The organism is Gemmatimonadaceae bacterium (genome assembly GCA_037721215.1).
In the GTDB taxonomy this organism is placed as follows: Bacteria; Gemmatimonadota; Gemmatimonadetes; order Gemmatimonadales; family Gemmatimonadaceae; genus UBA4720.
In genome coordinates this window covers 65,683-79,354 of record JBBJNV010000022.1, presented here as the reverse complement: position 1 = coordinate 79,354, position 13,672 = coordinate 65,683, and the positions used below count along the sequence as shown (strand labels likewise).

Here is a 13,672-nt window from a genome sequence, read left to right as displayed (position 1 = left end):
AATCTTTCATCATCATCGAATCTTTCATCATCATCGAATCTTTCATCATCATCGAATCTTTCATCATCATCGACTCTTTCATCATCTTCGAATCTTTCATCATCATCGAATCACGCATCATCATCGAGTCACGCGGCATCGCGCTGTTGCGCGCACCCGCACGCGTTCTCCGCGTTCGGACGGTGTTGCCGCGACCCGATCCCATGTTCATTCCCGTGTCGCTACCCGATGACCTCATCCCCCTGCTGGGAGCATTGTCGCTTGGGCCGAACCCAATGTTCATTGCCGTCAGCAACTCGCGGGCATTGGCGCCAGTGTTGTGTTTCTTGGCGCATGTGGAGACAGCGCGCCGCGTCTCGGCATTCCAGACCCCCGGGGCGCGCTGGTTGCCGCAACTCTCGTCGCGCATCTGCTGCTGAAGTGCGAGAAGCTCTACCTTGCTGATCCCGCCGCGGCTCTGCGCTCCCGCGATTGCAGGGGTCGCAACGAGACAGAATGCAAGCGCCAGTGTTTTTTTAGTCATGGTTACCTCTTCGGTGAATTTTCGGCTATCAGATGACGTTATGAGTTGCAAACGTCGGGCCGCAGATCCGATCGGCCTGCGGACCGGTGTTGATGACCGCGGGCAACGAAACCCAGCGCTATCGGACCAGCATGAGACCCAGAAAGGTGCCGATGGCGAGCGCGGCGATACCACCAATGGCGAGAATCACCGGACTGATTCCCCGCTTCGCACCAGTCGTTGGTGGAACCCCGCCGGGCATCTCATCAGGGAGCGCACTAAGAATCTTCTGCTGCACGTGGATGGGCGTGGTCCGGAGGCGAAGACGTTCGGTCTCGGAGTTGATGCGGGTCCATAGTTCCGCGGTTTCGTTCTCATCGGTCGTGTTCAGGTTGTCGCGGGCTTCGTCTCCGTCAAGCCATGCCTGAACGGCTGGCGTGGCGGGAGGGGTCTTTCGCGAAACCCGTTTCTCGGGGGGAAGCTCTGAGGGCCGGTCCGTCATGCGTACTTCTCCTCCAGTAAGGACTGCAACGCCTCGCGAGCGCGGTGAACCCGCATCTTGAGTGCGCCAACTGTCGTCTCGAGCAGCACAGCCATCTCTTCGTACGATCTGCCTTCCACGTGCCTCATCACAAATGCTTCGCGTAACGATTCCGGAAGCCGGTCGAGAGCGTATTCGAGGTCGGTGCGCAACTCGTTCCGATCCATTTCCTCTTCCGGAGTGGAGAACGCGGATGGCTGATGGTCTTCCTCATAGCTGACGTGCGTCCGCCTGATGTTCTTCAGCCAGTCCTTGCACGAGTTCGCGACGATCCGGAAAACCCACGCGTCGAAACGCCCGCGAACTTCTCCCAGATGCTGGTACGCCTTGATGAACGAGGCCTGCAGAATGTCTTCGGCAACATCGGGGCTGCCGGTCATTCCCAGAGAGTGCCGGTAAAGAGGATCGCTGTAGCGCTGGATAAGGATCCCGAACGAGTCCTTCGAGCCTGCGAGCACCCGGCCGATAATTTCCTGGTCGGGGTCGACCTGCTCAGCTGTTACTTCCGACGTTGCCGTTGTATTCACGCCGCCAGTGTAATGCCATTCACCCGCCGGGGGTAGATTATCATTCGCGGCTTTGTCATTCGTAGCTCACTCCGGGCTCGCGAATACGTTCCAGCCCGCCTGACGGATTGCCGTGCCATGCTCATCGAGCCGCGGCGGAGGCAGCCTCACTGCTCCCGGCACGCTCGGCGCAATTCCGTTGAGTGGCGATGCCCCGCAGCCATTGAGGGCCTCGAGCACCGAATTAACGATACCGGACGGAACTTTCGCCAGGCCGAGTCGTTCGATCCACTCGTTTGCGGGGCGTTTGATCAGTCGTGATTGCATCGCTCTCACGACCCGCTGCCTTGCGGCCAGTCTTCCGGCGTTTGTCGCGAGCATCGGATCATAAGCTGCACCATCCAATCCCAAAGCAGTGGCGCATGCTTTCCACTGCGCATTGGTGCCAACACCAATCACAATCGGCCGGTCAGCAGTTTCGAACAACTGATACGGAACGAGGTTGGGATGCTGATTCCCCCAGCGGGCGGCATCGATTCCGGTTACCAGCGAATTCTGACCGACATTGGCGAGGGCTGCCCGTGCGCTCGCGGCCAGTGAGATGTAAATACGTCGAGCCGCAGTATCGGGAGCTTCACCAGGCGAAGAAGAACGGCCGGCAAGCAAGGCGGCGAGGATGGCTATCGCGGCGTCCTTGCCCGCAATGATGTCGGCAAATGCGACGCCGGCCCGCATTGGGGAACCCAAGGGATCGCCGGTAATGGACATCCATCCACTCTCCGCCTGTACCACCAGATCGTACCCAGCCCGGTCGCTGTCCTTCCCAAATCCGGTAATCGTGCACCAGACGAGGCTGGCGTGCGCGCTCAGAAGCTGGTCTGGATGGACGCCTCTCCGTTCGAGCGTTCCCGGAAGAAAATTGTCAACGACGACATCGGCACCGGCAATCAGCTCGAGGAGAAGGTCGCGGTCCGGAGGCAGGTCGAAGTCGATGGCGATGCTTTTTTTGTTGCGATTGGTTGAAAGGAAGTATGCACTCTCGCCCCGATCATCGAATGGAGGACCCCAGGCGCGGGTATCGTCGCCTGTTCCAGGACGCTCGACCTTTATGACGCGGGCGCCAAGGTCGCCGAGCATCATCGTACAGAGGGGACCAGCCAGGACTCGCGACAGATCCAGAACTTTCGCGGCTAGTGGCATCTTATGTCGTTATAATGGTGTCTATATGGCGTGTCAATGATTGAATATTGGCCGCTAATCGGGTGCCGCAGAGGTAAACCGCCGTTGGCTGCAACCCCTGTTGGTATTGCCGAACAGCAGGTTCCACTCCACCTCATACTTACTTGCTTTAGTCACGAACAATCATATACTTAGCGCCGTTCCAGGCCTCCGTGGGCACATGTCGAGGTTTGGATATCCAGCTCACTCACAGTATCTGCCGACCGGATTAATCAGGAGTGTTTGATGGCCGAGAGCGAAAAGTTGTTTGAGCCTGTTGTTCCTTCTGCTCCTGCGGCCGCTGTTCCTTCCTCGCCTTCCCTTCCCGTGCCGGGGGCAGTTGTTCCCCTGCCTGAGGACGCTCCGGCTCCGCCGAGGCGCAGCCCGGGTCATCGAGGTGCCGACGTCAAGGACACCGTCGCCGAGATGGCGGCAAAAGCGCATGAAATCAGTCTTGAGGCAGGCAGCAGGATGGCTGCGGCCATGAAGGATGTCGTGAATGCGGCGGCTGGCCTCTCCGGCTTCGTAATGGAAAGCGCGCGCGATCTTGTTCAATTCATGGTGCGTCGCGGGCAGATGACGCAGGATGAGGCGGACAAGCTGATAAGCCAGGTGGAGGAGCACCAGCCGAAGCGAAAGTCTGTAGCGGCTCCGGCGCAGGTGGCCGGCAAGTCTCCGACGGTCTCCGTCAAAGTTCCGCCAGTGGCTGTCACGCCAGCGCCTGCGGCCATCAAATCTTTTGCCGGCGATGCGGCTTCCGGTGCCCGGTCAGAACAGCCGAGGCGGGCAGCTTCTGAAAAGGCTGTTTCGGTCCGGCCGGTTGTTGTCAAAGGTGCTCCTGGAATATCAGGTGCCGGTGTCCGAACCGCGACCAAAAAAGCAGTGGGTGGGGGTGCAAAGGCAGCAGCCAAGCCGGCAGCAAGGAAGGTGGCGGCCAAGGCGAGCAAGACGGGCAAGCCTGCGCGTAAGGCGGTACAGGGCAAGGCTGCGTCGAGTAAGGCGGCGCAGAAGAAGCCACCGGTGAAAAAGTCAGCCGCCGGGAAGGCGGTGAAGTCCGCTCCGAAAAGGCAATCGGCGGTCAGCTCCGCAAAGGCGAAGCGAAGGTAAAGGGCCGGTGTCGTCAGCCGTGACTGCGGGGCGGAATCGCATCGCCCGCGGTGACGCGGTGGCGTTGACTCAGGCGCTGGTGCAGGTCGATTCCCGCAATCCCTCGCTGTGTGACGGCGCCCCCGGTGAGGCCGAGGTTGCGCGGGTGCTCGGGCGTGTTCTCGAGGATTGGGGCTTTGACGTCGAGTTTTCCGATGCCGCGCCTGGTCGCCCGAATGTTGTCGCCCGGATTGGACCCGCGGATGCTCCCGCCTTGATGTTTGCGGGCCATCTCGACGTTGTGGCGATCGAGGGCATGACGCACGCTCCGTTCGATGCGCGGATTCGCGATGGCAGGATTTACGGCCGGGGCTCTTGTGACATGAAGGCCGGCATCGCGGCGATGTGCGCGGGTGTTATCCAGGCATACGACATGGCGGGTCCGGCCAAGCGCCAGATCGCGATTGTTGCAGTTGCCGACGAGGAGTACGAGAGCCTGGGAATGCGGGCGCTGTTAGCCAGCGGCGTGACCGCGGAAGCGGCGGTCGTCACCGAGCCAACGTGCCTTGCGATCTGCCCGGCTCACCGGGGTTTTGCATGGATAGAGGTGGAGTTCAGCGGCCGCGCCGCTCACGGCAGCCGGTACGACATCGGCATCGACGCGATCCGGCATGCCGGGCTGGTACTTGCCGAGCTGGACGAGCTCGACAATGGCGGGCTGACGGGAATTACGCACCCCCTGTTGGGCAGGGCCTCGCTGCACGCCGGAACCATTCACGGGGGGATCGGCATGAATACCTACCCTGATGCGTGTCATCTGACGATCGAGCGACGCACGCTTCCGGGTGAGTCTGCCGATGCCGCGATGCATGAAGTTTACGATGCGTGCGAGCGGGTCCGCGCCAGGAGGCCCGGGCTCGACGCGCACATTAGATTGACCGTTGCTCAAAATCCCAGCGATGTGGCGGTCGATTCTCCTGTAGTAGGGCGGCTGAGGTCTGCGTTGAGTGCGGAGTCGGTCCCGGTACTTATAGAAGGGCTGAGTGCATGGACCGATGCTGCTCTGCTCAATGAGGCGGGCATCCCCGCGATTTGCTTCGGCCCCGGGAACATTCTGCTGGCGCATTCCAACGAGGAATTCGTTCCGGTTTCGGAAATCGAGGTGGCTACGAGGGTGTTGGGGAGGGTGGCGCGGGATTGGCTGTTGGAGACCACGTGAACCATTTGACGTTCAGGCAGTACGATGCTCTTGAGAGTGCGATTGTGCATGCGCGGCGCGTGGCCATTTTCAGGCGGGGGACTGAGTATATCGTCGTCCCTCAGCGTCTGCGAACGGCGGACGCGCGCGAGGCGGTGGACGTGCTCCATCCCACGACGGGCGAGGAGATGACGCTGTTTCTGGATGAAATCGAGCGGCTCGAAGTCGTCGCAACGTGAACTTCGACCTTTTTCGTGCGGGTCTGCCGGTGGAGCCTGTGCATGTCGGCGACCCGGCGCTCGTCGCGATCTATGCCGATGAATCGTGTCTCGGAAACGGGCGCGACGGCGACAATCCTGGTGGCGCTGGGGGGCTGGTCGAGATGGTCGATCCGGGGACCGGCAATCTTCACCGGTGGGATTACTGGGTTGCGGAGCGGGCAACTACGAACAACCGGATGGCTTTGCGTTCGGTGATCGAGGCATTTGGTGAACTGTCAGGCATGAACCGTCCGTTCCGCGTCGTCTTCACGAGCGATTCGAAGTACATCGTCGAGGGAATGCGCTCCTGGGTGGCGGGTTGGATCAGGCGCGGCTGGCGCCGACAGGGTGGTGCAATTGAAAATCTGGCGTTGTGGAAGGAAGCGGTTGCTTCTGTTGGTGCGTATGAGTGCCGGTGGGAATGGGTTCGTGGCCATAACGGACAGCCTCAGAATGAATACGCAAACCATCTGGCCACGCGCGCGGCCGCGGAACAATCGAATTCCGGTGGGTTACGGCCTTCGGACTTCGACAACTGGCTCGCCGAATGGCGAACGAAGAAGAATGGATCGAGGGACATGGCACCCTTTCCGGACCCGGAAACATTCAAGGCGAGCCCGAGAGCATGGACGATCTAGATCGTGTTTTCCATCGGCTGGTGAGCAACATCCGACACCGGCATCCAGAGTACCTTACGCTGCCCTTCACTGTGCAGGAGTTATACGAAACTCTAATTCCGTACCGTCATCATCGACGTGAACTCGGGATCGAGACCAACCAGGATTATGAGATCGCGGTGACCCGGCTTCTGTCGGGTGAGAGGGACTATCTCCATGCTGACCCGGCAATGCGCGACAAACTTCAGGCGGAGGTCAAGGCGTCGAACATGGATCCAGGCGCGTTTCGCGAATTCGCCGGGTCCAAGGTATCGCTTGCGCCTGAAGCCTTGCGGCGGATCAAGGCATTAACCGCTTCTGCCGACGGTGCGCAGAACGATGCGCCGGACGGCGCGGCTCAGGCGTCCCAGGCGCCGCCCGAATCTGCCGATGGGGTTGAAGACGGGCCCGCCGGGTCAGGTTCACAGCCGGCGGTCTCTGCCACATTTCCCGTATCGGGGGCACCGCCGGTGCTCCCTGCCCCCTCCACGCCCCCTGCGCCTCCCGCGTCTCAGGCAGGGATCGGCGGCTCTGCGCTGTCGTCGATGATGCAGTCCCCGGTCGCCGAGGGGTGCCGGTTCTGCGGGGGTACGCTTCCCGATGGCAGGAATGCGGTGTATTGCCCGCACTGCGGAAACAATCTTTCGGTTTCTCGATGCCCGGCGTGTGGGAGTGAGTTGGACTCCGGCTGGAAGTTCTGCGCGACTTGCGGGAGGACGGTAGGCTGAGACGCGGTCCGGCGGTTGCTTTCGAAACACAATGGTGCTATCGCTCGCAAGATACCCGTCCCACAGGGTTAGGTAGTAATCTACCCCCTTGGGCCGATACCCCGCTGCCCGCCGCCCGGTGACAACAAGCCCCCAAGTAGTATTCCTCTCTGCCGTCCGCTCCCCTTTCGGCACCTACGGCGGCGCACTCCGGGACGTGACTGCTGTCGACTTCACCACCCGCGTCGCCAGTGCTGCAATCGCACGAGCCGGCATCGAAGCCACCGACATCGACAGCACGATACTCGGCAACGTCCTCTACACCTCGCCAGACTCGATCTATTTTTCCCGCCACGTCGCACTCAAAGCGGGATGCCGAACGGAGGCACCCGCATTGACCGTAAACCGCCTCTGCGGCTCCGGTTTTCAGGCGGTGATCACCGGGGCACACGAGATTCTCCTCGGCGAATCGAACGTCTGCCTCGTTGGCGGAGCCGACTCGATGTCCCAGGCCCCCCACATTGCCCGCGGCCTGCGCTGGGGCACCGCACTTGGTAAGTCTCCGCCGCTCGAAGACAGCCTCTGGGAAGCGCTCCGCGATTCACACGCCGGACTCGCCATGGCAGAAACGGCCGAGAATCTCGCTGAACAATATGGACTCGACCGGCAGATGGTCGACGAGTTCGCACTGCGATCGCAGCAGCTCGCACGAGACGCGTGGGAAAGAAACGCATTTGCCGACGAAGTGGTCGCACTCGATGTCAAAAACCCGAAGACTCGTCAAGCCGAAGTGTTCGAGCGCGACGAGCACATGCGGCCGGATAGCACTCCCGAAGGGCTGGCAAAACTAAAGCCGGTGTTTCGCGAGGGCGGCGTCGTCACCGCTGGAAACGCATCCGGGATTGGCGACGGAGCCGGAGCTATGGTCATCTCCAGTGCCCGGTTCGCGAGCGAGCGCGGGCTCCAGCCTCTCGGGCGGCTCGTATCGTGGGGACTCGCCGGCGTGGATCCGAAGATCATGGGCATCGGACCCGTTCCCGCCACACGGAACGCGCTCGCATCGGCAGAAATGACCCTCGACGATATTGATCTGATCGAGGTGAATGAAGCCTTTGCTGCGCAGGCATGCGCCGTTGAGCGTGAACTCAAAATTCCGCGGGAAAAACTCAACACCAGCGGCGGGGCGATTGCGCTGAGCCATCCCCTTGCCGCATCCGGTGCGAGAATTACGGCCCATCTACTGCATGCACTCCGCGCAGAGGGCAAGCGCTACGGTCTTGGCTCCGCCTGCATCGGTGGCGGCCAGGGAATAGCGCTCATCGTTGAATCGCTGCAGTAACCCGGGCCGAATCACATGATGGGGATTTCGAAACGACGGGTCTTCCGATCCTCGAAACCCGTAATCAGCAGAGACACGACTAATCGGAGCCGACCAATGCAATCAACAGTTGCCAAACGCATCGCCCTGCTGGCGAGCTTTGCGTCACTTACCGCCTGCGCTTCCGCGAGAGGTACGCCCGGCCCCGGCACAGGTGCGGGCACTGTCGACCAGGGCCAGGGCGTCGTCGACGTCGTCTGGCCGGTAAGGACCCGCGAACACGTCGATCTCTGGCTCCACGGCTTCGCGATGCTTCAGGACGATACGACTCTCGTCCCCTACTTCAGGCGCGGCTACAAGACCGAGCTTACATCGCTGAAGAACCGCGGTAATGTCACCAGCCAGCTCGACGTCAACACGGCGCGTCTTCGAACCCGCTTCGCGCAGAACCCGCAGATCGTCAACGCCCAGTTCATCGCTCTCTATTTCGAGACCACCGACGAGATGTTTCAGGCGATTGACTTCTTCATTCGCGCCGAGGGTGAACCGCGTGCCGCGCGCGATCAGCAGACGGCGTCGTTGATTGCTTTACTGGCGGGCTACTTTCCCTCGCCGAGTGACCGCGACTGGCTTCGGCTCTTCTCTCAGTCGCTTCGCGACGAGCACAACCGGTTCTACAGGGCGTACTGGCAACAGCAGCAAAGCGAGCGCAGCGCAGTGCGGGCGGCGGTCGACAACCTCTGGCAGAATACCTACCGGCCGCGCGTGCAGCGTTATCTCAACAACACCAGCCAGGCCGCGGGCGAAGTGCTCCTCTCCATGCCGCTCAACGGCGAAGGACGCACACTCTCGGCGGGTAAACGGCAGAACGCGACAGCCGTCACTTATCCGCTGCGCGCGGCAGATGCGATCGAAGCGATCTACGTGATAACCCATGAGATTGTGGGGTCGATTGCCGGGACCGCAGTGAGCGATAACGTCACTCAGAATGACCGGCAGGAGGGACGCGCCGACCGATACACCTCTGCCGCCGCTGTGCGCGCGGGGCTGATACTGTTGCAGAAGACTTCTCCGGAACTCGCCGACGGATACGCCCGCTATTACCTGCGTTCGGCCAACCGGAGCGTGGGCAGCAATCCTGCGAATTCGCTGGCTCTCGCGTTTCCTCTGCCGGACATTATCCGCGACGCGATTTCACGGCAGATCGACGTTGTGCTGGGAGGGATTTAGCCGGCGCGCGCCGGCATTGACGCAAGGCTTACAAGAAACAACGTGGGCCTCCAACGCGACTGCGCGTCGCGAGGCCCACTCGACTCACGCCATGCCCAGTTGCTCCGAGGCCATCGCCGTGCCTTTCACCCGTGACTCGATCTTTTGAAACGCGATGTCGCGGGCAACGTCCGGCGAGCCGTGCTTCGGTTTCACGTCGATACTGAAAGGCGAGAACCCGCAGTCATCAGTGGAGCCAAGCCGGTCTTTGGGAATGTACTTTGCCGCCATTACCAGATCGTCGCGCACCTGCTCCGGGGTCTCGACAACCGGGCTAAGCGGATTGATTACGCCGATGAAGCACACCTGCGGAACACCGTTCGCGTCGGCGCGGCTGTGTTCGCCGATCAGCTTGTAGACGCGCTCCTTGTCCTTTTCGCTCGCCAGCTGAATCAGGAAGTAGCCCGCGTTCATCTTGAACATGCTCGGCAACATCTCAGCGTAATCGACCTCGTCGCTGTGAGTTGAATCGCAGTCTCCCCCGGGACATGTATGAATGCCGATGTCCTTTCGCTCCTCGGGCGAGAACCGGTCGATCACGCGGTTGTTGAGCTCGACAAACTGCTCGAGCATCTTGCGTCCCGTCCACGGATTCCTCGGATCATTCTTGCAGGCCAGCCGCCCTTCCGTAAAATCGATCGACACCCGCTCTGCGCCGGCCGCAAAACACTGCCGGATATCCTTTTCGCACTCGTTACACAGATCGTCGAGGAACTGCTCGCGGGAGTAACCTTCAATCTCCCCGTCCAATGGATACAGGAGAGACAGCATCGAGGGAGCGATGACGGCCTGCTTCATCGGCTTCGTGGCGAACCCGATGGACTGTTTGAGCAGGTCCGACGCGTAGGTCTTGTACCTGAAGGGTCCGCCGGTGAGGCGCGGCAGCTGCCGGTGGTGGCCGTCGGTGAAGATTGCAAAGTACTGCCCGTCTCCAGCGAGATTTGGGGCGAGTCCGGTGCCCGCCAGCGTGTCCGCGAGCGGATACGTCGCGAAGCTCGACACCCGCTGCTCTCCATCCGACACGATCGGCGCTCCCGTCGCCTCCATGCGCTCCACGGAATCACGCGCCGCGGCATCCTGTTCGCGCGTCAAGTCCTCGCGGGTGATTTTTCCGGCGTCGTAGTCGGCGATCGCCGCCTGCAGTGTGGTCGGTCGCGGGAGCGATCCGACGTTCTCGGTGGGTATGGGCACTCGTTTTTCTCCTCTCTCTCTCGACGGCATGAAGTTCGAAACCTGCGGGGTCAGAATATGCGACAGGTGAGCGAAGCCTGCTATTTGCGGCTGATCCGGAGTCGGCTGTGTCGCGCGGTTTACGGTGCTCTCGACACTTTGATCCGCATGGGAATCACCGTGTCGCCCCAATGCATTCGAAGGACCGTAGAGTCCCTCCCCACCACCGGAAAATAGTAGGCGAGCGATTCCATATGCGCGCCCTTCTCCGGCGTCACCATTACGCGCAGCACATCTGTGCGCTCGCCCGGGTACGGCGTATGAAACACCCGCGACGCCGAGTTGAGGATGACGGTCCAGGGAGCGTTGGCTTGGGGAATCAACCATATCGAATACTCGCCCCGCCTGAGTGGCTTGCCCTCGAAGACGACGTCCTTGCTGAAGCGAATGTGTGTCGCCGAGTCGGCTCCGGGGTGCCATGGGCGCCCGGTTCTCACCAGCGCCGGGCTGTCGGTTCCGAACAGTAGACGGCCGCGCGCCGTCGGACGATTGTAACTGACGCTGATGTCGGTGTAGCTCACGCGCTGGCTGACTTCGCCATGCTGGCTGAAAGGAACTCCCTGAGCAGTCGCGTGGTTCGCCGGCACCGACATCAGGGCCGCCAGAAGAGCCGCGAGCTTCATCCTGCTTCTATTCATGTGTCTCCTCTCCATCCGTGCATCCGTGATCCAAAGATCTGGATAGTCCGATCCGAATCCAGACTTATCGACTCTAGGCTCTCGTCGAAAGGTGCCACCCGCGTGTCGATCGGTCTACCCGATTTGACGCTTTCGATTTGATACAGTATTCTGAAAATGCCGCCGGGGGAAGTTGGCGCAAACCACTGCCAGGGGATTAGTCATGCTTTCCATTCCGTTCTGGACCCTCCTGCTTGCAACTGCACAAGCATCGGCGGCGCCCGTCGATTCGGTCCCACTTTACACAGATCTCGGGACTCATCACATGGGCATCAGTACACCGGTGCCTGCGTCGCAGCGTTACTTCGATCAGGGAATTCGCCTTGTCTACGGCTTTAATCACGCCGAAGCGGTGCGAGCATTCAGCGAAGCCGCGCGGCTGGACCCGGACTGCGCCATATGCCATTGGGGCTCGGCGCTGGCGCTGGGTCCGAACATCAACGCACCCCTGGATTCCACGGGAGGCGTGCAGGCATGGGAACATCTCGGAAAAGCGCTGGCACTTCGGAGCAAGGCGACACGGCGCGAGCGCATGCTGATAGATGCGCTCGCTCACCGGTACGCTTCACCACCGCCCGCGAGTCGCGCGAAGCTGGACTCGTCGTACGCCCGGGCGATGCGTGATGTTGCGGCTCAGTATCCGGATGATCTCGACATCGCGACGCTGTACGCGGAGTCGGCGATGAACCTGAGACCGTGGGCATACTGGACCAGGGAGGGCAAGCCATATCCCGGCACGAAGACGATTCTCGCACAGCTCGAGCGCGTTCTGACGAGGAATCCCGATCACCCGGGCGCCTGTCACTATTATATCCACGCTGTCGAAGCTGTAGTGCCCGAGAAGGCCGTGCGATGTGCGGAGCGGCTCGCTTTACTGATGCCGGGCGCGGGGCATGTAGTGCACATGCCGGCGCATATTTACATCCGTGTCGGCCGCTACGCGGACGCGATTGAGAGCAACATTCACGCAGTGCACGCCGACGCGGCTTACGTCGCCAGCGAAAGGCCTTCTGGCATTTATCCGATGGCGTACTATCCGCACAACTACCACTTCCTCTCAATGGCAGCAATGATGGCTGGGCGCAGCAAGGAAGCGGTGGAGGCAGCGCGGAATCTCCGCGATCGCGTTCCTCCGGAGGTTGCACGGCAGGTCCCGCCTCTCGAGCCTTTGCTTGCCTACGTTCATCAGACACTGGCCACGTTCGGACTCTGGGACGACGTGCTGCGCGAGGCGCCTCCGCCAGGCGATCTCCGGCTTTCTTTCGGCCTCGCGCACTACGCGCGCGGAGTCGCATTCGCCGCGAAGCGCGACTGGCCGGCGGCCAGTGCGGCACTCGACACAGTGGCGGCCATCGCGCGCGGCACGTCCCCCGCTGACCGGACGGCAATGGCTTCAGGCGCCGGCGAGAACAAGACCATCATGGAGATCGCAGTGCACGCGCTTACCGGCGAAATCGCGTACCGCGTCGGTCGGTTCGCTGATGCGGTCACCCACTTCCAGATGGCGGCGGACATGGAGGACAGCTTCAATTATACAGAGCCGCCGCAATGGCAGGCGCCCATCCGCCGGTCACTCGGTGAGGCGCTTCTCAAGGCGGGGCGCGCGGCGGACGCGGAGCGGGCGTACAGGCAGGATTTGCTGCGATTCCCGGAAAACGGCTGGGCGCTCCGCGGGTTAGCCGCGAGCCTCCGCGCGCAGTCGAAGACGAAGGCGGCCGATGCTGCCGACGCGCGCTTCCGGCGTGCATGGCACCGTGCCGACGTGGTGCTCGCGGGCTCGAGACTCTGACGGCGGTCGATCCGACTTAGCGGTCTTGCGCCGGCTCGTCCTCCGTTGGCAGGCGATCGAGCGCGGGCCTGTCGAGATATCGCTCGTTCGGCACGACTCCGTGAAGCTCAAGGGATGCAGGATAGTCGAAAACATTATATGGAGCCGGCGGGTGGGCGCAACCGTCAGATACGGGCGTACTCGTGAACCGTGCGCGCCGAGATAACGTCGCCTGTGTGGCGGGTCTTTTTGGGCTCGACGAGCATCAGGTGGACTTCATCGAGCGCTACTGGGCGATGTTCGACTCCTTTGGGAATGACGGCTAGCTCGCCGGGCTCCAGCGTGATGGAGCCATCCCGCAGCTCAATGGTGAGGGTTCCACGGATTACCATGAAAAGCTCGTCTTCGTCCGCGTGTTTGTGCCACACGAATTCGCCTTGCAGCTTGGCGAGCAGTACGTGGTTCTCGTTGAGGTCTGCGGCGATTTTCGGACTCCAGTGATCGTTGAAGAGATCGAATTTGTCGGAGAGGTTGAGTTTGGAGATCATGTGTCAGCAACAAGGTGTGATTTCGCACCGCTCGAACTGTCTGCTATCGGTGCGGTTTGACGCATCGCGGTCGTTGGATTATCGAGCATGGGCAGCCGATCCTTGTCGGGCGCCGCCTGTTCCGTCCACTACGCGGATCGACATTGTTGCAAGCAGAAGAACTCCGTTGCCAGTGAGCGCCTGGCGGT

General features: G+C 61.4%; 15 protein-coding genes. 8 read left to right on the top strand and 7 right to left on the bottom strand.

The features are described from left to right. From WKF55_12740 to WKF55_12725, 4 genes are all read right to left on the bottom strand, one after another. Positions 1 to 523, bottom strand: a 523-nt coding sequence (locus WKF55_12740) for a hypothetical protein (GenBank protein MEJ7760444.1), incomplete at its 3' end; no start/stop codon positions are given. A gap of 118 nt (positions 524 to 641) precedes the next feature. Continuing rightward, positions 642 to 1,004: a hypothetical protein gene (locus tag WKF55_12735; GenBank protein MEJ7760443.1), complete on the bottom strand. Its 363-nt coding sequence runs from the start codon at positions 1,002 to 1,004 to the stop codon at positions 642 to 644. Continuing rightward, the gene (locus WKF55_12730; protein ID MEJ7760442.1) at positions 1,001 to 1,570 is read right to left on the bottom strand and encodes a sigma-70 family RNA polymerase sigma factor; all 570 of its coding nucleotides are present in this window, start codon (positions 1,568 to 1,570) and stop codon (positions 1,001 to 1,003) included. The genes WKF55_12735 and WKF55_12730 overlap by 4 nt, the downstream gene beginning before the upstream one ends. Before the next feature lie 66 nt (positions 1,571 to 1,636). Then, on the bottom strand, positions 1,637 to 2,749 hold the full coding sequence (locus tag WKF55_12725) for a CoA transferase (protein MEJ7760441.1): 1,113 nt from the start codon (positions 2,747 to 2,749) through the stop codon (positions 1,637 to 1,639). A gap of 264 nt (positions 2,750 to 3,013) precedes the next feature. Here WKF55_12725 and WKF55_12720 point away from each other — a divergent pair, with 264 nt between their 5' ends. The 7 genes from WKF55_12720 to WKF55_12690 all read left to right on the top strand — a co-directional run bounded on the left by WKF55_12720 (position 3,014) and on the right by WKF55_12690 (position 9,222). Further along, positions 3,014 to 3,874: a hypothetical protein gene (locus tag WKF55_12720; GenBank protein ID MEJ7760440.1), complete on the top strand. Its 861-nt coding sequence runs from the start codon at positions 3,014 to 3,016 to the stop codon at positions 3,872 to 3,874. A 7-nt stretch (positions 3,875 to 3,881) separates the two neighbouring features. Further along, positions 3,882 to 5,072 (top strand): ArgE/DapE family deacylase, encoded by a 1,191-nt coding sequence (locus WKF55_12715; protein ID MEJ7760439.1) that lies wholly within the window; start codon positions 3,882 to 3,884, stop codon positions 5,070 to 5,072. Next, positions 5,069 to 5,290 (top strand): hypothetical protein, encoded by a 222-nt coding sequence (locus tag WKF55_12710; protein MEJ7760438.1) that lies wholly within the window; start codon positions 5,069 to 5,071, stop codon positions 5,288 to 5,290. Before WKF55_12715 ends, WKF55_12710 begins: the two co-directional genes overlap by 4 nt. After that, positions 5,287 to 5,949, top strand: coding sequence for a ribonuclease H (locus WKF55_12705; GenBank protein ID MEJ7760437.1), 663 nt, complete (start codon positions 5,287 to 5,289; stop codon positions 5,947 to 5,949). The genes WKF55_12710 and WKF55_12705 overlap by 4 nt, the downstream gene beginning before the upstream one ends. Then, positions 5,937 to 6,695: a zinc ribbon domain-containing protein gene (locus tag WKF55_12700; protein ID MEJ7760436.1), complete on the top strand. Its 759-nt coding sequence runs from the start codon at positions 5,937 to 5,939 to the stop codon at positions 6,693 to 6,695. The genes WKF55_12705 and WKF55_12700 overlap by 13 nt, the downstream gene beginning before the upstream one ends. Positions 6,696 to 6,813: 118 nt before the next feature. Further along, complete coding sequence (locus tag WKF55_12695) at positions 6,814 to 8,013, top strand: thiolase family protein (protein MEJ7760435.1); 1,200 nt, start codon at positions 6,814 to 6,816, stop codon at positions 8,011 to 8,013. 96 nt (positions 8,014 to 8,109) lie between these two features. Then, positions 8,110 to 9,222: a hypothetical protein gene (locus WKF55_12690; protein MEJ7760434.1), complete on the top strand. Its 1,113-nt coding sequence runs from the start codon at positions 8,110 to 8,112 to the stop codon at positions 9,220 to 9,222. 84 nt (positions 9,223 to 9,306) lie between these two features. On the opposite strand, the gene WKF55_12685 is transcribed toward WKF55_12690, so the two are convergent. After that, the gene (locus WKF55_12685; GenBank protein ID MEJ7760433.1) at positions 9,307 to 10,452 is read right to left on the bottom strand and encodes a hypothetical protein; all 1,146 of its coding nucleotides are present in this window, start codon (positions 10,450 to 10,452) and stop codon (positions 9,307 to 9,309) included. 119 nt (positions 10,453 to 10,571) lie between these two features. Continuing rightward, positions 10,572 to 11,129: a DUF2911 domain-containing protein gene (locus WKF55_12680; GenBank protein MEJ7760432.1), complete on the bottom strand. Its 558-nt coding sequence runs from the start codon at positions 11,127 to 11,129 to the stop codon at positions 10,572 to 10,574. A gap of 202 nt (positions 11,130 to 11,331) precedes the next feature. Between WKF55_12680 and WKF55_12675 the strand changes: the two genes are divergently transcribed. Next, positions 11,332 to 12,957, top strand: a complete 1,626-nt coding sequence (locus tag WKF55_12675; GenBank protein MEJ7760431.1) for a hypothetical protein — start codon at positions 11,332 to 11,334, stop codon at positions 12,955 to 12,957. A 164-nt stretch (positions 12,958 to 13,121) separates the two neighbouring features. On the opposite strand, the gene WKF55_12670 is transcribed toward WKF55_12675, so the two are convergent. After that, entirely contained in the window at positions 13,122 to 13,484 is a 363-nt protein-coding gene (locus WKF55_12670; GenBank protein MEJ7760430.1) for a cupin domain-containing protein, read from the bottom strand. Positions 13,485 to 13,672 lie beyond the last annotated feature (188 nt).